This window comes from Bradyrhizobium sp. 134, from assembly GCF_023074155.1.
Classification (GTDB): Bacteria; Pseudomonadota; Alphaproteobacteria; order Rhizobiales; family Xanthobacteraceae; genus Bradyrhizobium.
The window spans coordinates 506,823-529,708 of record NZ_JADPKX010000074.1 but is presented as its reverse complement, the minus strand read 5'-3'; the positions used below and the strand labels follow the sequence as shown (position 1 = coordinate 529,708).

The following is a 22,886-nucleotide window of genomic DNA, read 5'->3' as shown; positions in this document are numbered from 1 at the left end:
AGGAGAAACGCATGCTCAGAGAAATCCGCCCCGCCATCGTCCTGCTGCTGGTGCTCACCGCCATCACCGGCCTGGCCTACCCGCTCGCGATGACCGCTATTGCCGGTGCGATCTTCCCCGCGCAGGCGCAGGGCAGCTTGATCGAGAAGGACGGCAAGGTGGTCGGCTCCGCCCTGATCGGGCAGGAGTTCAAGGACGACAAATATTTCCACGGCCGTCCCTCGGCGACGGTGGCGCCGGATCCGAACGATTCGACCAAGACGGTACCGGCGCCCTACAACGCCGCGAATTCGGGTGGCTCAAATCTCGGCCCGACCAGCAAGGCGCTGGCCGACCGGCTGAAGGAAGACGTGGACAAGCTCAGGGGCGAGAATCCGAATGCCGCCGTGCCGGTCGACCTCGTGACGACCTCAGCCAGTGGCCTCGATCCGGATATCTCGCCGGAAGCGGCGCAATTCCAGGTGCCGCGCGTCGCGAAGGCGCGAAACGTGCCGGAGGATCAGGTCAAGCAACTGGTGGCTTCCAACACCCAGGGCTGCCTGCTCGGCCTGATCGGCGAGCCCCGGATCAACGTGCTGACTCTGAATCTCGCGCTCGATCGTGCCACGAAGTAGTCTAGGCTAGGTCCGCGCGGATGATTATATTGATCTGATGGTCCGAGAGCGCCGCGATCCCGAACAACGTCCTTCGCCCGAGGCGCTGCTGGAGGCCGCGCGCCGGGAGGAGGGCGTGAGCGGCAAGCTGAAAATCTTCGTCGGCGCCGCTCCCGGCGTCGGCAAGACCTACGAGATGCTGCAAAGCGCCCACGCCAAGCGCAAGGCCGGCATCGACGTCGTGGTCGGCTTCGTCGAGACCCATGGCCGCGCCGAGACCGAGGCGCTGGTGCGCGGGCTGGAAGTGATCCCGCGCAAGAAGCTCGACTACCGCGGCCAGATTGTCGAGGAAATGGACCTCGACGCCGTGATCGCGCGCCGGCCGAAAATCGCGCTGGTCGACGAGCTCGCCCACACCAATGCTCCTCTTTGCCGTCATCCGAAACGCTATCTCGATGTCGAGGAGCTGCTGTCCCACGGCATCGACGTCTACACCGCCGTCAATATCCAGCACATCGAGAGCCTGAACGACGTTGTCGCGCAGATCACCCATGTGCGGGTGCGGGAGACCGTGCCGGATTCGGTGTTCGACCGCGCAGACGCCATCGAGCTGATCGACCTCACGCCCGACGACCTGATCCAGCGCCTGAAGGAAGGCAAGGTCTATGTCCCCAGGCAGGCCGAGCGGGCGCTGGAGCATTATTTCTCGCCGGGTAACCTGACTGCGTTGCGCGAACTCGCGCTGCGGCGCACGGCCGAACGGGTCGACGAGCAGCTGCTCACCCACATGCAGGCGAACGCGATCGCCGGTCCCTGGGCCGCAGGCGAGCGCATCCTCGTCTGCGTCAGCGAAGATCCGCGCGCGGCCAGCCTCGTGCGTTACACCAAGCGGCTGGCCGATCGGCTGCACGCGCCGTTTATCGCGGTGTCGATCGAGACGCGGCGGTCCCTGCAAATGTCCGATGAGGAGCGCGACCGGCTGGCCGATACGCTGCGGCTCGCGGAGTCGCTCGGCGGCGAGGCGCTGACGATCCCGGGCGTCGGCCGCCGCCTCGCCGACGACGTGGTCAACTTCGCGCAGGGCAACAACGTCACCCAGATCGTGATCGGAAAGTCGACGCGCTCGCTCTGGTTCGAGATGACGCGCGGCTCCGTCGTGCACGATCTGGTGCGCCGCGCCGGCAATATCAGCGTGCATGTCATCCCAGGCGACGAGCTCACGAGCGAGCCGGCGCCGAAGACGGCGGTGCTGACCGCAACGCGATCGGATCCGTTCGATGCGCGGCCCTATCTGAAGGCACTCGGGATCACCGCGCTTGGCCTCGCTGCCGCCGTGGCCATCAAGCCTTATTTCGGCATTGAGAACGTCGACCTGATGTTTCTGACCGCCGTGGTGACGGTTGCCGTGCGCTACGGATTATGGCCGTCGCTGCTTGCGAGCGTCGCGGCGTCGCTCGCCTACAATTTCTTCTTTCTGCCGCCGGTCTATACCTTCACCATCACCGATCCGACCAATGTCGCGGCGTTCTTTTTCTTCATGCTGATAGCGTTCGTGGTGTCGAACGTGGCGGGGCGGGTCCGCACCCAGGCTGATGCTGCGATCGGCCGCATCCGGACCACGGAGCAGCTCTATGCTTTCAGCCGCAAGCTCGCCGGCACCGGTACGCTCGACGACGTGCTGTGGGCGACCGCCTACCAGATCGCGCTGATGCTGAAAGTCCGCGTGGTGCTGCTATTGCCGGACGAAGGTCTGCTCACGGTGAAGTCGGGCTATCCCCCCGAGGACGATCTCGATCAGGCCGACCTTGCCGCCGCCAACTGGGCCAGGAGCAACGACCGCCCTGCAGGCCGCGGCTCGGACACGCTGCCCGGCGCAAAGCGGCTGTTCCTGCCGATGCGCACCGGGCGCGGCCCGATCGGCGTCATCGGCATCGACGACGACCGCACCGGTCCCTTGCTGACGCCGGACCAGCGCCGGCTGCTGGACGCGCTGGTCGACCAAGGCGCGCTGGCGATCGAGCGCGTGCTGCTGGTCGAGGACGTCGATCGCGTCAAGCGCTCCGTCGAATCCGAGCGGCTGCGTTCCGCATTGCTGACCTCGATTTCACACGACCTGAAGACGCCGCTCGCATCCGTGCTGGGTGCGGCCTCGACTATGCGCGATCTTGCCAGCGCGCTCTCCGACACCGAGAAGCGCGACCTGCTGGCGACGGTCATCGACGAATCCGAACGGCTCAACCGCTTCATTGCCAATCTGCTCGACATGACCAAGCTCGAATCCGGCGCCATCGTGCCCAACGCTGCGTTGCACGATCTCGGAGAGATCGTCGGCAGTGCGCTCCGGCGTGCAGCCAAGATCCTCACCGCCCACAAGGTGGAGCTGGAGTTGGCCGCAGATCTTCCCATGCTCCAGCTCGATGCGGTGCTGTTCGAGCAGGTGCTGTTCAACCTGCTCGACAACGCCGCCAAATATTCGCCGCCCCACGCCACGGTCTCGATCCGCAGCCGGCGCGACAGCGATCATGTGGTGCTCCAGATCGCCGACGAGGGTGACGGCATTCCGTCCGAGGAGCTCGAGAGCGTGTTCGACAAGTTTTATCGCGCGCAGAAGGGCGACCATGTCCGTCCCGGCACCGGGCTCGGGCTCGCCATCTCCCGCGGCTTCGTCGAGGCGATGCGTGGCACGATCTCGGCCGCGAATCGCGGCGACCGGAGCGGGGCGGTTCTGACGATTCGTCTGCCCATTCCAGCCCGGACCCACGCATTGGATACCGCCGCATGAGCGCAGCCCCGATCAAAGTTCTTGTCATCGACGACGAGCCGCCGATCCGCAAATTGCTGCGGATGGGGCTCTCGACGCAAGGCTATGAGATCCTGGAGGCGTCGAACGGCAAGACCGCGCTGGAGAAGCTCAGCGAGGATCCCGCGCTGATCATCCTCGATCTCGGCCTGCCCGATATCCAGGGCCATGAGCTGTTACGTACCATCCGCGCCCGCAATGAAGCTGTGCCGATCGTGGTGTTGTCGAGCCGTGGCGATGAGGCCGGCAAGGTGGAGGCGCTCGATCTCGGGGCCGACGATTACCTGACAAAGCCGTTCGGCATGGACGAGCTGCTGGCGCGCCTGCGCGCCGCGCTGCGGCACCAGCTTCAGATTCAGGGCGAACGGCCGGTGTTTCGTGCCGGCGATCTTTCGGTCGATCTGGTGCGCCGGATCGTCAGGGTCGGAGAGCGCGATGTCAAACTGTCGCCGAAGGAATATGACCTCCTGCGTGTGTTGGTGCAGCACGCCGGCAAGGTGCTCACTCACCGCTTCCTGCTGAGGGAGCTCTGGGACGAACTGACGGATGCCCAATATCTGCGCGTCTATGTCCGCCAGCTCCGGCAGAAGATCGAAGCCGATCCGGAGCGGCCGCAATATGTGCTGACGGAGACGGGGATCGGGTACCGGTTAAGGGCAGGGGATTAGGGCTGCCCACGTGCAACGATCCGTCATGACCGGGCTTGTCCCGGCCATCCACGTCTTGACCCAGGGGACCGAGAACGTGGATGCCCTGGACAAGCCCGGGCATGACGGTCGGCGCAAGCCTGCATCAGCATCGTCATTGCGAGCGCAGCGAAGCAATCCAGACTGCCCCCGCGGAAAGATGCTGGATTGCTTCGCTGCGCTCGCAATGACGGATTAAGTCAACCCGCCTTCCTCTGCCGCGCCGTCGACCGATGCGTCTTCTTCGCGGCCCGCGTTCGCCCCGATGCCCGGCGCGCATGGGACTTCGCCGCCGTCTTCTTCCCGCCGCGTCCCTTCAAGCTCTGCTTCAGCGCATCCATCAGGCTGACGACATTGCTCGGCCGCTCCTGGGGCTCCGGCAGCTCGATCTTTTTGCCGCTGGCCTTGCGCTTCACCAGCGCCTTCAGCGCGTTCTCGTAGTCGTCCTTGAACTTGCTGGGATCGAAATGGGAGGCCTTGGTCTGGAGGATATGGCCGGCGAGCTCAACCATGTCCTTGGTGATCTTCGGGCTCTTGATGTCGTCGAAGAACTGGTCCTCGTCGCGCAGTTCGTAAGGGAAGCGCAGCGTGGTGCCGAGCAGGCCCTTGCCGAGCGGCTCGATCGCGATGATGTGCTCGCGATTGGTGAGTACGATCTTGGCGAGCGCGACGCGATCCTGGTCCTTCATGGCGTCGCGGATCACGGCGAAAGCATCGACCGCGGCCTTGCCGTCGGGCGCGATATAGTAGGGATGGTTGAGATAGCGCTGGTCGATCTCGTCGCTCGGCACGAAACTCTCGATGTCGATGGTGTGGTTGCTCTCGATCTGGACGGCTTCGAGCTCCTCCGGCTCGATCTCGACATATTTGCCCTTACGCAGCTCGTAGCCGCGTCCCTTCTGGTCGCTCTCGACGACGTCGCCGGTCTCGGCGTCGATCATCTGCTGCTTCAACCGGTTGCCGGTCTCGCGGTTGATCATGTGAAACCGCGTCTTCTCGGCCGCGGTGGTCGCCGGATAAAGCACGACGGGGCAACTGACCAGCGAGAGCTTCAACGTTCCCTTCCAATAGGCGCGCGGTGCCATTCCGTTCTCCAGCGTCTGCGAGTCATTTTGGAACCCCAACCGTCCCGCGGGGTTTTGGTTCCGGGTGGGATGCGGGCCGTGATAGGCTTCCACGCCGAAAGAGAATCCGGGACCAGTCGTGCTGCAAAAGCTCTCCAAGTATCGACAGAAACGTGATTTCGAGAAGACGCCGGAGCCGTCGGGCAAAACCGCGGTGGCGCCATCGAAGCAGCGGCGCTTCGTGATCCAGAAGCACGACGCCACGCGGCTGCACTACGATCTGCGGCTTGAGTTCGACGGCGTCTTCAAGTCCTGGGCGGTGACGAAAGGGCCCTCGCTCGATCCGCACGACAAGCGGCTGGCCGTCGAGGTCGAAGACCATCCGCTCGACTATGGTGATTTCGAGGGCACGATTCCGGAGGGCCAGTACGGCGGCGGCACGGTCATGCTGTGGGACCGCGGCACTTGGGAATCCGAAGATCCCGAACGCGGTTTCAAGAAGGGCGATCTGAAGTTCACCCTGCATGGCGAGAAGCTACACGGCAGCTGGGTCTTGGTGCGCATGCGCAACGACCGTACCGGCGGCAAACGGACCAATTGGCTCCTGATCAAGCATCGCGACGAACATGTTCGCGAGGGCGCAGACAACGACATTCTCGAGGAGGACAAATCGGTCGCCTCCGGCCGTCCGATGGAGCAGATCGCCGGAGGCAAGGGGCGCGCGCCAAAACCGTTCATGCTGGCGAAGGGCACCAAGGCCAAGGCCGACGCGGTCTGGCAGTCCAACCGGGCGGACGAGGCGAAAGAGCGCACGGTCAAGCCGACGCCCCGCGCGGCGTTGAAAACCGGCAAAACGGCAAAGAAGAAAGCCACGACCGCCACGACCGCGAAGAAGGCGGCGGAGATGCCGGACTTCGTCGCGCCGCAGCTCTGCACCTCGGTCGAGCGCCCGCCGGGTGGCGACGGCTGGTGCCACGAGATCAAGTTCGACGGCTACCGCGTGCAGCTGCGGGTCGAGGGCGGCAAGGCGACGTTGAAGACGCGCAAAGGCCTCGACTGGACCGAAAAATTCGCAAGCATCGCGAAGGAGGCGGGCGCGTTGCCGGATATGATGATCGACGGCGAGATCGTCGCGCTCGATCACAACGGAGCACCCAATTTTTCGTCACTCCAGGCCGCGCTGTCGGACGGCAAGACCGACGAGCTCATCTTCTTCGCCTTCGACCTCCTGTTCGTCGAAGGCCTCGATTTGCGGCGGCTACCGCTCGGGGAGCGCAAGGACCGCCTTAAGGAGCTCCTGGAGGCACGTAAGAAGAAATCGAGCCAGATTCGCTATGTCGAGCATTTCGAAAGCGGCGGCGACGCCGTGCTGCAATCGGCCTGCAAGCTCGAGCTTGAGGGCGTGGTGTCGAAGAAGCTCGACGCGCCTTATCGTTCGGGGCGGACGGAAAGCTGGACCAAGGCCAAATGCCGCGCCGGCCATGAGGTCGTGATCGGCGGCTACAAGACCACCAACGGCAAATTCCGCTCGCTGATGGCGGGCGTGCACCGTGGCGATCATCTCGCCTTCGTCGGCATGGTCGGCACCGGCTTCGGCGCCGACAAGGTCAAGCGCATCATGCCGTCCCTCAAGGCCATGGAGGCGAAGCAAAGCCCGTTCGGCGGCAAGAACGCACCGAAGAAAGCGCGCGAGGTGCACTGGCTGAAGCCGGAGCTCGTGGCGGAGATCGAGTTCGCCGGCTTCACCGCCGACGGCAATATCCGCCAAGCCGCCTTCAAGGGGCTGCGGCAGGACAAACCGGCGGAGGAGGTCGAGGCGGAGACACCGGTGGATACGGAGCTTGCCGAGCCTTCGACGAAGCGGCGCGCCAAGCCGCGCGCGCAAGCGAAGACTGGCGCACGAACGGCCCAGGCTGGCGGCAGTGCCGAAGTGATGGGAGTCGTCATCTCCAAGCCGGACAAGCAGCTCTGGCCGGACGACGGCAATGGCGATCCGGTCACCAAGCTGGATCTCGCGCGCTATCTCGAAGCCGTCGGCGAATGGATGATCCTGCACCTGAAGGGCCGGCCGTGCTCGCTGATCCGCGCCCCGGACGGCATCAAGGGCGAATGCTTCTTCCAGCGCCACGCCATGCAGGGCACCTCGAACCTTCTTGAGCTCGCGCGGGTCTCCGGCGACCGCAAGCCTTACCTGCAGATCGATCGGGTCGAGGGGCTCGCGGCCGTAGCACAGATTGGTGGCGTCGAGCTGCATCCCTGGAACTGCGCGCCCTACGCCTACGATATCCCGGGCCGGCTGGTGTTCGATCTCGACCCGGCGCCCGACGTCGTCTTCGCCGAGGTCGTCGAGGCCGCCAAGGAGATGCGGCAGCGGCTGACCGACATCGGCATGGAAAGCTTCTGCAAGACCACCGGCGGCAAGGGCCTGCACGTCGTGGTACCGCTGCGTCATGGCGCGGGCGATCAGGTGAGCTGGAAGGAGGCCAAGGCCTTCGCACAAGGCGTCTGCCAGTGGATGGCGGACGACGCTCCCGAGCGCTACCTGCTCAACATGTCGAAGAAGTTGCGAGAGGGAAAGATCTTCCTGGACTATTTGCGCAACGACCGCATGTCGACGGCGGTGGCCCCTCTGTCGCCGCGTGCGCGCGCCGGCGCCACCGTGTCGATGCCGCTCACCTGGGCGCAGGTGAAGACCGATCTCGATCCGAAGCGCTACACGCTGCGCAGCGTGCCGGGGCTGCTGCCGCGGTCGAAGGCGTGGGATGGTTATGACGATGCCGCCGCGTCGATCAAGGCCGCGATCAAGAAGCTCGCCGGGAAAACGAAGTAGGGTGGGCAAAGCGAAGCGTGCCCACCATCCTCTCTCGGCCGAGCAAAAAGGTGGGCACGGCGCGTTGCGCCTTTGCCCACCCTACTAGATATTCGCTCGGTCGCTAGATCCGTCCCAGCAGTAACAGGATCAGCAAGATCACGATGACGAGCCCGAGGCCGCCGCCGCCGTAATAGCCGGTGCCGTAGAACGGGCCGCCGCCGATGCCGCTGAAGCCGCCGAGCAGCGCGATGACCAAAATGATCAGAATGATCGTACCGATAGACATGCGGAAATCTCCTCCAGCCCTTCGTTGAAGGGTCGTTTGCAACCTGTCCCGTGGTGCGAGGGCAACTTGCCGCAGGTTCTAAAGTTCCGCCAATGAAACACCGGGTGCACGCGCAACTTGCATGGAACCTTTGTGGTACCGGCGGGCATGACTATGTGAGGTTCAATCACTAACCGGGCAGAGCCATGTCAGCACCGCTTGTCGTCTCCATTCCCCACCGCCTCGGCCGCGAGGAGGCGGTGCGCCGGCTCAAGACTGGGCTTGGCCGTGCTGCGGCGAGCATTCCCGTGATGCAGGTCGAGGAGGAGCGCTGGAACGGCGACAGCATGAATTTTCGCATCCGCGCGCTCGGGCAGATCGCAACGGGGCAGGTCGACGTCGCCGACGATCATGTCAAGGTGCAGGTCGTGCTGCCCTGGCTATTGCAGCGCTTTGCTGAGATGGCGCAGGCCACGATCCGCAAGCGTGGCCAGCTGCTGTTGGGCAAAGACGCGAAAAGCTAGCGCTCAAGCGCGGCGCGCTGCCGCACCGGCTTCGCCGCACCCGCGGGCCGCGCCGGGATGACCGTAGCGGGAAAACCGCGAAGCGCCTGCGCCAGCGGCAGATCGTTGCCGGCCAAACCCGGCACGTTGTAGCCCGTGACGTCGATGGTGGCGTCGGCCCCATCGAGCGCCGGCCATTCGCGTCCTGCTTGCGTGAACGGTGCGAAGTGGCGCCCGACCGCGACGATTGCCGCGGCGCGGCCGTGGCGGCGGGCAAAGGCCACGACATGGTCGGCATGTGCGCCCCGCACCTGAAGCGGCTGGTAGTCACCTCGCGCGAAGACGTCGGGCAGCTCGTTGCGCAGCTTGAGCAGGTGCCGCGTCCAGGCCAGCTTGAGCTGGCCGTCCGGCCAGCTCTTGATCAGATGATTCCAATCCGGATTGTCCAGCGTGCCCAGCGACGCGTGTCGCGCGGAGAAATCCACCGGACGCCGGTTGTCGGGATCGACCAGCGACAGGTCCCAGAATTCGGTGCCTTGGTAGAAGTCGGGCACGCCCGGCAGAGTCGCCTTGAGCGTGAGCTGGCTCAGCGCATTCAGCGCGCCGAGCAGCGCGACGCGGCGTGCAAGGGTTTGCAGCGCCTCGAGGAATTCGCCTGACAACGCGGGATCGAGGATCTTCGCGATGAAGCTCTTGACGCCGTTCTCATAGGCCTCGTGCGGGTTGAGCCAGCTCGTCTCCTCCTTGCCCTCGCGCGCGGCCTTGAGCGCATAGGCCTGGATACGCGCGACGAAACCTGCATCGGCCGTCTCCACAAGCGGCCAGGCGCCGAGCAGGGTCTGGTAGAGCATGTATTCGAACGTGGCCGACGGAGCGCGCAGATTGCCGTCGAGCGCGAGGTGCGGTGCGTTCAGGACTTTCCAGCGCGCGACCGCGCTGGTCCATTCGCCGGGAATTTCACTTATGGCAGCGATCCGCGCCCGGGCGTCCTCGCCACGTTTGGTGTCGTGCGTGGCGGTCGCCGTCATCCCTTGCGGCCATTCTCTGGCGCGAGCCTGCATGGTGTCGTGGAAAGCGGAAATGGTGAGGCCCTTGCTCGCGGGATCGCCGCCGACTTCGTTCAGGGCGAGCAGCCGGTGGAATTGATAGAAGGCAGTGTCCTCCAGCGATTTCGCCATCATCGGCCCGGTGAATTGCTGCACCTTCAGCGCAAAGCGGCGCACCCGCGGCGCGCTGTGAGGGGGACGGCCAGGCTTGAGCAGGTCCATGGTGAGCGCGTCGCGCAGGAAGTCGAAAATGCCTTCGTCTGCGGCAAACCATTCCCGGCGCGCTTGCTCGATGGTGTCGTCGATCAGCTTGCGATCGTTCGCGGTTGGCGCGCCTGTCGTCAAATAGGTGCGATACACCGGGAAATGCAGCACGTAGAGCTCGAGCGCCTGCCGCAGGCTGTCGGCGGAAAAGTCGCGGGTCGAGTAGTGCCCGTTGGCGATGCGCGCAAGCAGGCGCGTCAGAACGGTGAATTCGCTGGTCAGCAGCGTCTCCAGCACGCGCCTTTTGGCGTCCTTGACGTAAGGCGCCAGCCGTGGCGGCCGGTTGCTGATCTGCCGCCAGGTCTCGTCGAGGGCTTGCAGCCCCTTGGCGTCGACCAGAACGTGGGTGATGGCATTCATCCACTCATAGCCGGTGGTGCCCTGGACGCCGGCGAAATGCGGCAGGCGCTCGTGCTCGCACAGGATCTTCTCGATCACCGTATAGAACGGTTTTGTAGTGCCCTGCGCGTCACGCACCAGCCGGCGCAGCCGCTGGCAATATTGCGCGGGATCGCGCAGCCCGTCGATATGATCAAGCCGGATGCCTTGCAGTTTGCCTTCGGCAATGAGTTGCTTCACCAGCCGGTGCGTGGCGGCGAACGTGCCGGGATCCTCGACGCGCATGCCGGCGAGCCCGTTGACGTCGAAGAAGCGGCGATAGTTGATGTCGCTGGAGGCAAGCCGCCAGTGCCCGAGCTTGTAGTGCTGGCGCTCCAGCAAATGATGCAGCGCCAGCGTCTGCGCGGGGCGGTCCTTGGCGGCGCGATACGCGCCGAGGCCGCGCGCGATGACGTCGGCGCTGCCTGCGATCTCCCTGAGCTCTGCCTTGAAGCCGGGCGCTTCCTTGCGGTTGGGACGGCGCAGTCCCGTGTAGCGCGCCGCGAGCGACAGCATGCGCTTGCCGGCCTCGGTCTCGGCGGCGTCGGCTTCCTTCACGATCATCCGCAGCATCTCGCCATAACGCTCCGGCGCGATCGGCAATCGATGCTCGAAATACCAGGCGGAGAAACTACCTTCATTGGGATCGTAGCGCAGCTCGATGTCGCCGCTCTCGAGCGCTTCGCCATAGGACGCTCCGAGGATCGGCAGCAGCACGCCGCCACGGGCGCGGAAAGCCAGTTGATCCCAATCGATATCGAAGGAGACGGCGTGCGGCGAGGCCTGGCCCCATTCCAGCACGTCCAGCCACCAGGGATTGTCGGCGAAGTGGACGCCGACATGGTTCGGTACGAAATCGATGATGAGGCCGAGGTCGTGTCGCGTCAGCGCTTCGCTCAGCCGGGCGAAGCCGGCCTCGCCGCCGAGCTCCGGATTGAACTGGCTGTGGTCGACGGTGTCATAGCCGTGCGTCGAGCCCTTGCGGGCCTTCATCACCGGCGAGGTGTAGAGATGCGTGATTCCCAGCGCCTTCAGATAGGGCACCACCGCGGCGGCCTTGTCGAAGTCGAAATCCGCGGTGAGCTGAAGCCGGTAGGTTGCGAGAGGAACGGCTGAAGGCATGTCAAGCTCCGAGGTGCCAGACCACCGACCAGGGCGCAAGCCGGTCGCCGGTCGCGCCGCCCCAGATCAGGGTGCCCACACCGCCGGAATATGCGGCGTCCTTGTCGGCGAGATTGGCTACGAGGCGCAACGTCGCGCCATCTCCCATGTGCCAATGTGCGGTGAGCAGGCCGCTATCGGCTACGGCGGCATCACCGAAGCGCGCACCTTTCAGTCGTGGCGCGATCTCTTTGTGACGGAGTGCGAGCAGCTCCCGCACCAGCGCGAGACGTGCATCCTGCTCCGGCGTGTGGCCGGTCCAGTCGAGCACGGCCGATTGCAGCGTTGCCGGATCGAGCGGGTCGGGCACCTCGTCGCCGTACGTCTCATAGGCCCAGGCATACTCCTGCTTGCGCCCCTTGCGGACGGCATCAGCCAGTCCGCCCTGGAAGTCACAGAAGAACGGGAAGGGCACGGTGGAGCCCCACTCCTCGCCCTGAAACAGCATCGGCACCATCGGCGCCAGCAGGGTCACCGCGAGTGCTGCTTCGATCTGCTTGGGCGATGCCAGGCTTTCGAGCCGGTCACCGAGCGGCCGGTTGCCGATCTGGTCGTGGTTTTGCAGGAAGTTGACGAAGGTTGCCGGCGGCAGCTCGTCGCTTTTCTCGCCGCGCGGCTGCTTGCCCCAGAATTCCGAGATCTCGCCCTGATAGACGAAGCCGGAGGCGAGCGCGCGTGCGAGATCGAGCCGCGGCGTTTGATAGTCCGCGTAATAGCCGGCGAGCTCTCCCGTCAGCATCACGTGCCAGACGTGGTGGTAGTCGTCGTTCCACTGGGCGCGATATTTGCCGTTCGGTGGCTCCTGCGCCGCGTCGAGCAGGCTCGCGCGGTTGTCGCCGTTCTCCAGCACGAGATGGATGTGCCGCCCCGTCGCCTTGGCAAGCTCGCCCGCGGCGACGCTGAGGTCCTGCAGCATCGATTGCTCGCCGGGGATCGCCATGATGTGGTTGGCGGCATCAAGCCTGAGGCCGTCGAAGCGATAGTCGCTGAGCCACGACAGCGCGTTCTCGACGGCAAAAGCGCGAACCTGCGGCACGCGATAATCGATCGCACTGCCCCACGGCGTATGCGCGTCGGTGAAGAAGGTCGGCGCGTAGCGGCCGAGGTAATTTCCCTCGGGCCCGAAATGATTATAGACGACGTCGAGGAACACCATCAGCCCGCGCAGATGGGCTTCGTCGATCAGCCTCTTCAAATCATCGGGATGACCATAGGCGCTGTCGGGCGCGTACCACAGCACGCCATCATAACCCCAGCCGCGGCGACCGGCGAAGTCGGCCAGCGGCATCAGCTCGACCGCGGTGATGCCGGTCGCGACGAGATGATCGAGCTTGTCGATCATGGCGGGATAGGTGCCTTCCGCGGTGAAGGTGCCGACATGCGTCTCGATCAGCACCGTCTCCTCCCAGGGACGGCCGCGCCAATCGGATGCGCGCCAGGCAAAGGCGTCGTGATCGATCACCTCGCTCGGGCCGAACACGTCGTCGGGCTGGAATGCAGACGCCGGATCGGGCACGTCGATCTCGTCGTCGATCCTGAATTTGTAGGTGCTGCCGACGGGCAGATTGGCAATCTCGGCGACATACCAGCCATCCTGCCGGCGCTGCATCGCGTGTCGTCTGTCGAGCAGCAGATCGACACGGCGCGCCGCAGGCGCCCACAGCCGGAACGACACGCCGTCCTTCGTCGGCCTCGCCCCGAAGGATGGCCTCATAGCGCCCCCGCGAAAGCGAGCACGGAGCGCGGGGGCGCCTTGCTGTCGCTTCCGGGCTGGAAGTCGACCGTGTTCAGCTTGGCGTCGGTCGTGTTCAGGATTTGCTGCCAACTCTTGTATTCGGTCATTTTTGGCAATTTGAATGCGATCTCTTCGGGGGCTGCGTTGAGTACGATAAAGATCGCGGCGCTGCCGGGTTCCATCGGCCCCATCACATAGGAGAGGAACCGCCCTTCCGGGAATTTCCAGTCGCTTTCCGTCATTTCGTCGCCCGCCGGCGTCAGCCACAGCGCGCCGTAGGAGATGCCGTCCTTGGGGCGACCGTCGAGCCAGCGATGGCTGCGAAGCTGCGAGAACCGGCGGCGGATATCGGCGAGTTCGGCGACGAAATCGACCATGTCGTCGCCGTCCTTACCGAGATTGTCCCAGCCGACCCAGCCAACCTCGTTGTCCTGGCAATAGGCGTTGTTGTTGCCTGATTGCGAATTCCCGACCTCGTCGCCTGCGAGGATCAGCGGAATGCCTTGCGCCAGCATGAGGCAGGCCAGCACGTTCTTGCGAAGCTGCCGGCGCAAGCTGACGATTTGGGGATCGTCGGTCGGGCCCTCGACACCGCAATTGTTGCTGTGGTTGTCGTTGGAGCCGTCGCGATTGTCCTCGCCATTGGCCCCGTTGTGCTTCTCGTTGTAGCTGAAGAGATCGGCGAGGGTGAAACCGTCATGCACGGTGATGTGGTTGACGCTGGCGCGCGGCCGCCGTCCGTCGTGGTTGAACAGGTCGGAGGACGCAGTCATGCGGCTGGAAATGTCGCCGATCAGGCTGCCTTCGCCGCTCCAGTAGCGGCGCATGGCGCTGCGGTAGCGGTCGTTCCACTCCGACCATTGCGAGGGAAATGCGCCGACCTGATAGCCGCCGAGGCCGAGGTCCCAGGGTTCGGCGACGAGCTTGACGCTCGCCAGCACCGGATCCTGCCGGATCGCGGTCAGGAACGAGCTGCCGCGATCATAGCCGTTCGGCCCGCGCGCCAGCGTGGTGGCGAGGTCGAAACGGAAACCGTCGACGTGGCAGACCTCGACCCAGTAGCGCAGGGAATCCATCACCATCTGCAGCACGCGCGGATGGGTGAGGTTCACCGACGAGCCGCAGCCGGTGAAGTCGTCGTAATAGCGCGGGTTCTCGCGGTTCAGCCAGTAATAAGACGCGTTGTCGATGCCGCGATAGCACAGCGTCGGGCCGAGGTGATTGCCCTCGGCTGTGTGGTTATAGACGACGTCGAGCATCACCTCGATGCCGGCATCGTGCAGGCGCGCGACCGTGGTGCGGAAGGAATCGAGGGCGTTGTCCTGGGCGTAGCGCTGCTCGGGCGCGAAGAAGGACAGGGTGTTATAGCCCCAGTAATTGACGAGCTTCTTCTCCACCAGGATGCGGTCATCGACGAAGCTGTGCACCGGCAGAAGCTCCACGGTGGTGACGCCGAGCTTCTTCAGGTGCTCGATCATGGCCGGCGAGGACAGGCCGCCATAGGTGCCGCGCAAATTCGGCGGCACGTCGTCGCGCTTCTGTGTCAGTCCCTTGACGTGGGCCTCGTAGATGATGGTGTCTTCCCAGGGAATGTTGGGCCGGATCTCGCGGCGGCCCCAGTTGAAGGTCTCGTCGACGACGACGGCCTTCGGCATGCCGCGCGCGTTGTCGCGCCGGTCGAACGACAGGTCCTCGCGCGGGCTTCCGGTGCGATAGGCGAAATGCGCGTCGCTCCAGACCAGCCGCCCGGAAAGCCGCTTGGCATAGGGGTCGAGCAGCAGCTTGTTGGCGTTGAAGCGGTGGCCGTGCTCGGGCTCGTAGGGGCCATGCACGCGATAGCCGTAGAGCTGGCCGGGCGATACGTCGTTGAGATAGCCGTGCCAGACGTCCTCGGTGCGCTCCGGCAGCTCGACGCGCTCGAGTTCGCGGCGGCCCTGCATGTCAAACAGGCACAGCTCGACCTTCTGCGCGTTGGCGGAGAACAGCGCAAAATTGGTGCCGCGTCCGTCCCAGCTTGCGCCGAGGCGTGCGGGCGATCCCGCAGTCAGGCGCATCGTTCAGCTTTCCGGAACGAGGAAGATCGCGGCGAGCGGCGGAATGGTGAGGCGGAGCTCGCCATTGACGGCGTGGACTTCGCCGATGTTGCCGACATTGCTGCCGCCGTAATGGGCGGAGTCCGAGTTGAACACTTCCTTCCACTTGCCGCCGAGCGGCGCGCGAACCCGGTAGTTGCGATAGACGTTGGGTGAGAAGTTGACGATCACCATGCACCGGGCATGCTCGTCAAACCCCTTGCGCAGCCAGGCGAACACGTTGCGGCTGGCATCGTCGGTGATCAGCCACTCGAAGCCGGCCTGCTCGCAGTCCATCTGGTGCAGCGCGGGCACCGCGCGATAGAGCCGGTTGAGATCGCGGATCAGCGCCTGGATGCCTGAATGAGGCTTGTACTCGAGCAAGTGCCAATCGAGCGACTGGTCGTGATTCCATTCGCGGCTTTGCGCGATCTCGGCGCCCATGAACAGCAGCTTCTTGCCAGGATGGCCGAACATGAAGCTGTAATAAGCGCGCAAATTCGCGAAGCGCTGCCATTCGTCGCCGGGCATGCGCCCCAGGATCGAGCGCTTGCCGTGCACGACCTCGTCATGCGACAGCGGCAGGACGAAGTTCTCCGAGAAGGCGTAGTGTAGGCCGAACAGGATGTCGCCGTGATGATGTTTGCGGTGGATCGGATCCTTGCTGATGTAGTTCAGCGTGTCGTGCATCCAGCCCATGTTCCACTTGTAGCCGAAGCCGAGCCCGCCGAACTCGACCGGACGCGAGACCTGCGGCCAGGCGGTGGACTCTTCGGCGGCCGTGGTCGCCTGCGGGAAGCGCGCGAACAGTTCGGTGTTGAAGCGACGCAGGAACGCGATCGCCTCGATGTTCTCCCGGCCGCCGTGCTGGTTCGGAATCCACGCGCCGGGCGGACGGCTGTAGTCGAGGTAGAGCATGGACGCGACCGCATCGACGCGCAGCCCGTCGATCGCGTAGCGCTCGAGCCAGAACAGCGCGTTCGACACCAGGAAGTTCGTCACTTCGGTGCGGCCGTAATTGTAGATCAGCGTGCCCCAATCGAGATGCCGGCCCTGGAGCGGGTTGGCGTGCTCGTACAGCGCTGTGCCGTCAAAGCTGCCGAGCCCGTGCGGATCGTCCGGGAAGTGGCCGGGCACCCAGTCGAGCAGCACGCCGACGCCCTCGCGGTGGCAGGCATCGACCAGCGCGGCAAAATCCTCCGGCGTGCCGAAGCGGCTGGTCGGCGCATACAGGCCAGTCGGCTGATAGCCCCATGAGCCGTCGAAAGGATGCTCGCTTACGGGGAGGAATTCGAGATGGGTGAAGCCCATGTCGCGGGCGTAGGCCGGCAGCTGCTCGGCCAGCTCGCGATAGGTCAGCCATTCATTGCCGTTCTTGCGCCGCCATGAGCCGAGATGGACCTCGTAGATCGACATCGGCGCGGACAATGCGTTGATGCCGTCGGGCGCCGGTCGCGGCCGGGGCAGATGCGCCTCGTCGAACACGATGGAGGCGGTCTTCGGCCGCACCTCGCTTGCAAAGGCCATCGGATCGGACTTCAGCGGGAGCAGATGGCCATGCGGTCCGATAATTTCGAACTTGTAGTGGTCGCCGGCCTTGGCGTGCGGGATGAACAATTCCCAATAGCCAGCGCCGCGCACCCGCATCGGATGGCGCCGCCCGTCCCAGAAGTTGAAGTCGCCGACCACGGAGACGCGCCGGGCGTTGGGCGCCAGCACCACGAAGCCGATGCCATCGATGCCTTCGAGCCGCATCGGATGCGCGCCGAGCTTGTCGTAAAGGCGCTGGTGGGTGCCTTCGCCGAGCAGATAGAGGTCGAAATCGGTCAGGATCGGTGGAAAGCGATAGGTGTCCTCGAATTCGATGACGTTGTCGCCGAACTTCGCGCGAAGCTGGTAGTGCTTCGCGCCGTTCGGCAGAGCCCCGATGAACAGGCCGGAATCATGAACGCGATCTAGCTTCGCCACCTCGCCGTGCTCGCCCACCACCTCGACGTTGGAGGCATCAGGAAGAAACGCGCGCACCACGCTCTTATCGCCCTCGGGATGCAGCCCGAGATAGTGGAACGGATCGGAGTGGCGACCCTCGATGATTGCATAGGCTTCGGCAGGGAGTTTAGGCATGGGCTTCGCTCTCGATACTGGACAGAATGCGAAGCAGTCCGGACAGCGGCGCATGGAGCCCCTCAGGCCGGTGGGACAGCTCGTACTCTACTTCCTCAAACGCTTGATCAAGCAGGAAAAACCTTAACAGGCCTGCCGCGGATTGCGGATCTTCCGGCCACAGCCGCCGATCGCTCATGGCTTCGCGGTAGGCGGTGAGGAACGTCGCGGTGGTGCGCTCGCGCCATTCGTCCAGCGCAGCCGTAAGCCGGCCCTGTTCGTCGGAAGCACCGGCGAGCGCGCGGTGGAGCGCCGCGTTAACCGAAAGATCAATTGAGCGGATCAGGCCGGCAACGTCGCGCGCCGCAGGCAGCTTGCGCCGCTTGTCGGCCAGCGGCAAACGCGGATCTCCATCGAAGTCGATGATGAAGATATCGTCCTTCACGATCAGAGTTTGCCCGAGGCGGAAGTCGCCATGATGACGGATGTTCAACCCGCCGATCTCGGAAGGTAAAAGCGCATCGAGCCGGCCGGATAGGGACGCGCGCTGCGCGGCGAGCTGATTGATCAGCGGCCGATCTGCCTCCCGCAGGCCGTCGCTGCTGGCGGCCAGCCGCTCGAAAACCCGCTCGGCCCGTGTCTTGAGCTCCGATGACCAGCGCTTGACGTGTGCGGAGCCAATCGCCTCCGGCGCGAGATCGCCTGGCTTTGCAGCGGCCAGAGCCACATGCAGCTCGGCGAGCCGTCGGCCGATCTGCGTAATGAAGTGCAGATAGGGCGCCTGCTCCTGGGTCTCGCGGGGCATCTCGCCCGGTGGCAGCACCCGCTGCTCGTCGATATAGCGGTCGAGATAACCCGCGGTGACGCCCCAGCCGTCGCCCTGGTTCTCGACATAGGCGTGCAGCACGCCGACTGCGCTGCGACGGTCGTCTTCAACCAGCTCGACGCTGCCGAGCAGTGCCGGCGTATTGGCAAAGCGGGCGATTTCGGTGAGGTAGGAGCCGATCTCGATCTCGGGATTGATGCCGGCTTCGAGCTGGCGATAGATCTTGGCGACATACTGGTTGTCGACCAGCGCGGTGCTGTTCGACTGCTCGATCGCGCGGATGCGTTCGGGCTCCTTGATGGTGTACTCGGCAAACCGGCTGGTCGCCTTGAACTCCAGCCGCAGATTGTTTTCTTCCACCACCAGGTTCTGCGACAGGTTGCGCAGGAACAGGCCGATGAAGATCTGCTCGGTTGCCACATCCAGCAGCGTCCCTTCGCGGGCGCCCTGACGCACGGCGGCGAGCGCTCTAGGATTGAAGCGTTCGCGGTCGAAGCGCACCCATTCGATCTGCATCGGCAGCACGTAGCGCGTGGTGACGTCGCCCTGCGCCACCTCGAAGAACGCGATCCAGGGCCTGTTGTCGCCGATGTCGCAGAACGGCACCGCCGAGGTCAGCGTCGGCTTGATCTGCTTGGGATTGTGCTCTGGATACCAGCGCGTGCGCGACAGGAATCCCGGCAGCACCTCGTGCTCGAACACGCCGCGCTCGCGCGCCAGCGACACCCAGGTCGAGTTCACCGGCACCACCAGCGTCTCGAATTCCGGAACTGCGCGCGGCGTCACCGGCTCGGACTTGTCGCGCTCGGTGAGCTGGAACCAGTAGAAGCCATAGGGCCCCAACGTGACCATGTAGGGCAGTTCGCCGATCGCCGGAAAACGCGTGCGGCCGAGCATCTCCTGCGGGATGCGGTCCTTCCAGGGCGACAGATCGAGCTCGGTCGCCTGGGCCGCGCGCGACAGATTGGCGACGCAGAGGATCACCTCGTCGCGGTACTGCCGTACATAGGCCAGCACGGCGCGGTTGGCCGGGCGGATAAAGGTCATGGTGCCGCGGCCGAAGGCGAGCGTCGATTTGCGCACCGAGATCAGGCGCTTGGTCGCGCTGAGCAGCGAGGACAGGCTGCGCGACTGTGCCTCCACGTTCACCGATTCGTAGCCGTAGACGGGATCCATGATCAGCGGTGCGTAGAGGCGCGCCGGGTCGCAGCGCGAGAAGCCGCCGTTGCGGTCCGGGCTCCACTGCATCGGCGTGCGCACGCCGTTGCGGTCGCCGAGATAGATGTTGTCGCCCATCCCGATCTCGTCGCCGTAATAGATGATCGGCGTGCCGGGGAAGGACAGCAGCAGCGAGTTCATCAGCTCGATCTTGCGCCGGTCATTGTCCATCAGCGGCGCGAGGCGGCGGCGGATGCCGACATTGATGCGGGCGCGCGGATCGTTGGCGTAGGTGGTCCATAGATAGTCGCGCTCGACGTCGGTCACCATCTCCAGCGTCAGCTCGTCATGGTTGCGCAGGAACAGCGCCCATTGGCAGCTCGCCGGAATGTCCGGCGTCTGGCGCAGGATGTCGGTGATCGGGAAACGGTCCTCCTGGGCGATCGCCATGTAGATGCGCGGCATCAGCGGGAAGTGATAGGCCATGTGGCACTCGTCGCCCCGGCCGAAATATTCCTGCACGTCCTCCGGCCATTGATTGGCTTCGGCCAGCAGCAGCTTGCCCTTGGAGTAGGAATCCAGCTCGTGGCGCAGCCGCTTGATGATGGCATGCGTCTCGGGGAGGTTCTCGTTCGAGGTACCTTCGCGCTCGCAGAGATAGGGAATGGCGTCAAGACGGAAGCCGTCGACGCCGGCATCGAGCCAGCGCTTCATCACCTGGATCAGGGCGCTGACGACGCGCGGATTGTCGAAATTGAGATCCGGCTGGTGCGAGAAGAAGCGGTGCCAATAGAACGCGCCGGCCTCGTGATCCCAGGTCCAGTTCGACTTCTCGGTGTCGGTGAAGATGATGCGGGTGCCCTGGTATTTCTGGTCGGTGTCGCTCCAGACATACCAGTTGCGGGCGCTCGAGCCCGGAGGGCTGCGGCGCGCGCGCTTGAACCAATTGTGCTGGTCCGAGGTGTGGTTGACGACGAGCTCGGTGATGACGCGCAGCCCGCGTTTCTGCGCTTCCTGGATGAAGCGCTTGAAATCCTTCATCGTCCCGAAATCGGGGTTGACCGCGCCGTAGTCGGCGATGTCGTAGCCGTCGTCACGGCCGGGCGAAGGATAGAACGGCAGCAGCCACAGCGCGGTGACGCCGAGCTCCTGGAGATAAGGCAGCTTCTCGGTCAGCCCTGCGAAATCGCCGATGCCGTCATGATTGCTGTCAGCAAACGCCTTGACGTGAAGCTGATAGATGATGGCGTCCTTGTACCAGAGTTCATCCACGATCTCGGCAGCCTCGGCTTTCTTGGTGTCGACGGAAGACAATACGTTCATGGCGTGCGCCCTTACGCCAGGCAGCGGAACAGCAGCGCCGGATCGCGCTCGGGATCGATACGCAATTTGATCCCGCCCCATTCGATGCGGGCCTGTTCGCCGGTGAGGAGGTTTTCGAGTGCCGACACGTGGTGTCGCTGCCCGCCGGCGTCAACCGTGATGTCGCCGAGCGGCAACCAGAATTCGCGTACGTGGCGCGAGAGCGCAACCACGGCCACGACGATGTTGGCCGGGTCGGTCGCTTCCTTGACGAAGGCGATCGTCTCGTCGTCTTCGATGCCGAGGAAGCGCAGGTTCGCCGCCTGCTGAAGCGCAGCATTCTCGTTGCGGATGCGATTGAGCTCCGTGATGTACGTCTTGATATTGCCGGGCTTGTCCCAGTCGCGCTGCTTGATCTGGTATTTCTCGGAGTCGAGATACTCCTCGCGGCCCGGGATCGCGTCGTGCTCTAGCAACTCGAACCCGCTGTAGACGCCGTAATTGCCGGACAACGTCGCGGCCAGCGCGACGCGCGATTTGAACGCCCAGGTCTCGCCGCCCTGCAGATGATAGGGCAGCAGGTCGGGCGTGCTCACGAACAGGTTCGGCCGATAGAAGTCACGTTCGGGATAGCGCGTCAGCTCGCCGAGATATTGCTCCAGCTCCCACTTCGCCGTTCGCCAGGGGAAATAGCTGAAGGATTGTGCAAAGCCGAGCTTGGCGAGGCCCTTCATCAGCTTCGGGCGGGCATACGTCTTGGAGAACAGGATTACCTCGGGATGCCGGCGGCGGATGTCACGGATGAGCCATTCCCAGAAGGCGAGCGGCGCGGTGTCGTGATTGTCGATGGCGAAGATGGTGACGCCGTGGTCGATCCAGAACAGCAAGGCGTCGCGAAACGCGGTCCATAGTCCAACCCGGTCGACGGACGTAAAATCGGGGATCACGATATCGGAATAGGGCCCGTCAGCCGTCCGCACCGAGCGATCCGGGCGCCATTTGAACCATTCCGGATGTTGCGTCAGCCACGGGTGGTCCGGCGAGCATTGCACGGCGAAGTCGAGCGCGAGCTCGAGCCCGTATTCCAGGCAGGTCGCGACCAGCGCGCGAAAATCCTCGATCGTGCCGAGTTCGGGATGCAGCGCGTCGTGCCCGCCTTCAATGGCGCCGATCGCATAAGGCGAGCCGGGATCGCCTTCAGTCGCCACCGGCGTGTTGTTGCGGCCCTTGCGCCGGGTGCGGCCAATGGGATGAATGGGCGTGAAGTAGAGCACGTCAAAGCCCATCGCGGCGATGTCGGGCACGCGCGCGATGCAGTCGCGGAGCGTGCCATGCTGTCCTGACACCACGCTCTGACTGCGCGGCATCATCTGATACCAGGCGCCGAAGCGCGCCTTGTCGCGGTCGACGACGAGCGGGAAGGGCGCCGAGCGCGTCAGGTCGAGCCGCGACTGGCTCTCGGCCATGGCTGCGCCGAGTTCGGTTGCCAGCAGCGGGGCAACGTCGCCGGTCTGAAGATAGTCCTCGCATTGCCTGACGATGACGGCGGCGGCGTCCTGCTGCGCGCCATGCGCCTTGGTCAGAAGGCCGGCGCCCTCGATCGCATCGAGGGTGACGTCGGCACCGGAGCGCTGCTTGCGCGTGATCGCGTGCGACCAGGTGGCGAACTCGTCGGTCCATGCCTCGATCGCATAGACATATTTGCCGGGCTCGACGGGTGTGAACGCGCCGGACCAGCGGTCATTGCCGTGAGGGATCATCGGCTCGCTCTGCCATTCGCGGTCCTGCTCTTGTCGCCAGATCAGCGCTGCGCCGATCACGGCGTCGCCGTCGCGGTAGATGTCGGCCCAGACCTCGACCGGTTCGCGCGCGATCCGCTTCACGGCGAAGCGCCCGCCGTCGATCAGGGGATAGACGTCTTCGATGAGGAAAGTGCTGCCGGCTGCGGCACTCTCGACAGTTTGAATTGTCTTGTTCACGGTGATGCCATTGACAAGAAAGCAGGAGCCCGTTTCCCTTGCCGGGAACCTACGCTTGATACCTATATAGAAAGCCGCTTGTGTGTCATTGGTTCCCTGGGGAACGGCAGGCGCGGTTTGCGAGTTAACCCAGACTAAC

General features: G+C 64.5%; 13 protein-coding genes. 5 read left to right on the top strand and 8 right to left on the bottom strand.

Annotation, left to right across the window (positions count from 1 at the left end; translation table 11 throughout):
* Positions 1–11 precede the first annotated feature (11 nt).
* Genes IVA75_RS32660 through IVA75_RS32650 form a run of 3 tightly spaced genes read left to right on the top strand, consistent with a single transcriptional unit; the run spans position 12 to position 4,061 of the window.
* Complete coding sequence (locus IVA75_RS32660; protein WP_027570550.1) at positions 12–614, top strand: K(+)-transporting ATPase subunit C; 603 nt, start codon at positions 12–14, stop codon at positions 612–614.
* 37 nt (positions 615–651) lie between these two features.
* A complete protein-coding gene (locus IVA75_RS32655; protein ID WP_247287828.1) occupies positions 652–3,375 on the top strand; it encodes a sensor histidine kinase KdpD in 2,724 nt (907 codons plus the stop codon).
* Positions 3,372–4,061: a response regulator transcription factor gene (locus tag IVA75_RS32650; RefSeq protein ID WP_247287829.1), complete on the top strand. Its 690-nt coding sequence runs from the start codon at positions 3,372–3,374 to the stop codon at positions 4,059–4,061. Before IVA75_RS32655 ends, IVA75_RS32650 begins: the two co-directional genes overlap by 4 nt.
* A 218-nt stretch (positions 4,062–4,279) precedes the next feature.
* Here the strand turns inward: IVA75_RS32650 and IVA75_RS32645 are convergent, their stop codons facing one another.
* Positions 4,280–5,164: a Ku protein gene (locus IVA75_RS32645; RefSeq protein WP_247287830.1), complete on the bottom strand. Its 885-nt coding sequence runs from the start codon at positions 5,162–5,164 to the stop codon at positions 4,280–4,282.
* A 118-nt stretch (positions 5,165–5,282) separates the two neighbouring features.
* Between IVA75_RS32645 and ligD the strand changes: the two genes are divergently transcribed.
* Positions 5,283–7,973, top strand: coding sequence for a DNA ligase D (ligD, locus tag IVA75_RS32640; protein WP_247287831.1), 2,691 nt, complete (start codon positions 5,283–5,285; stop codon positions 7,971–7,973).
* 103 nt (positions 7,974–8,076) lie between these two features.
* Here the strand turns inward: ligD and IVA75_RS32635 are convergent, their stop codons facing one another.
* Positions 8,077–8,241: a DUF3309 family protein gene (locus tag IVA75_RS32635; RefSeq protein WP_007595743.1), complete on the bottom strand. Its 165-nt coding sequence runs from the start codon at positions 8,239–8,241 to the stop codon at positions 8,077–8,079.
* A gap of 185 nt (positions 8,242–8,426) precedes the next feature.
* Between IVA75_RS32635 and IVA75_RS32630 the strand changes: the two genes are divergently transcribed.
* Positions 8,427–8,744 carry a polyhydroxyalkanoic acid system family protein gene (locus tag IVA75_RS32630; RefSeq protein WP_027570555.1) on the top strand — a complete coding sequence of 106 codons (318 nt, stop codon included), beginning with the start codon at positions 8,427–8,429 and terminating at the stop codon, positions 8,742–8,744.
* Here the strand turns inward: IVA75_RS32630 and treY are convergent.
* The 6 genes from treY to IVA75_RS32600 are packed head-to-tail and all read right to left on the bottom strand — an operon-like array spanning position 8,741 to position 22,747.
* Positions 8,741–11,533, bottom strand: coding sequence for a malto-oligosyltrehalose synthase (treY, locus tag IVA75_RS32625; protein WP_247287832.1), 2,793 nt, complete (start codon positions 11,531–11,533; stop codon positions 8,741–8,743). The genes IVA75_RS32630 and treY overlap by 4 nt on opposite strands.
* A 1-nt stretch (position 11,534) precedes the next feature.
* Positions 11,535–13,286 (bottom strand): malto-oligosyltrehalose trehalohydrolase, encoded by a 1,752-nt coding sequence (gene treZ / locus IVA75_RS32620; RefSeq protein ID WP_247287833.1) that lies wholly within the window; start codon positions 13,284–13,286, stop codon positions 11,535–11,537.
* The gene (gene glgX, locus IVA75_RS32615) at positions 13,283–15,361 is read right to left on the bottom strand and encodes a glycogen debranching protein GlgX (RefSeq protein ID WP_247287835.1); all 2,079 of its coding nucleotides are present in this window, start codon (positions 15,359–15,361) and stop codon (positions 13,283–13,285) included. Before glgX ends, treZ begins: the two co-directional genes overlap by 4 nt.
* A gap of 3 nt (positions 15,362–15,364) precedes the next feature.
* Positions 15,365–17,503, bottom strand: a complete 2,139-nt coding sequence (glgB, locus tag IVA75_RS32610; RefSeq protein ID WP_247287837.1) for a 1,4-alpha-glucan branching protein GlgB — start codon at positions 17,501–17,503, stop codon at positions 15,365–15,367.
* Positions 17,496–20,789: a maltose alpha-D-glucosyltransferase gene (gene treS, locus IVA75_RS32605; protein ID WP_247287838.1), complete on the bottom strand. Its 3,294-nt coding sequence runs from the start codon at positions 20,787–20,789 to the stop codon at positions 17,496–17,498. The genes glgB and treS overlap by 8 nt, the downstream gene beginning before the upstream one ends.
* An 11-nt stretch (positions 20,790–20,800) precedes the next feature.
* A complete protein-coding gene (locus IVA75_RS32600) occupies positions 20,801–22,747 on the bottom strand; it encodes a maltotransferase domain-containing protein (RefSeq protein ID WP_247287839.1) in 1,947 nt (648 codons plus the stop codon).
* Positions 22,748–22,886: the final 139 nt, after the last annotated feature.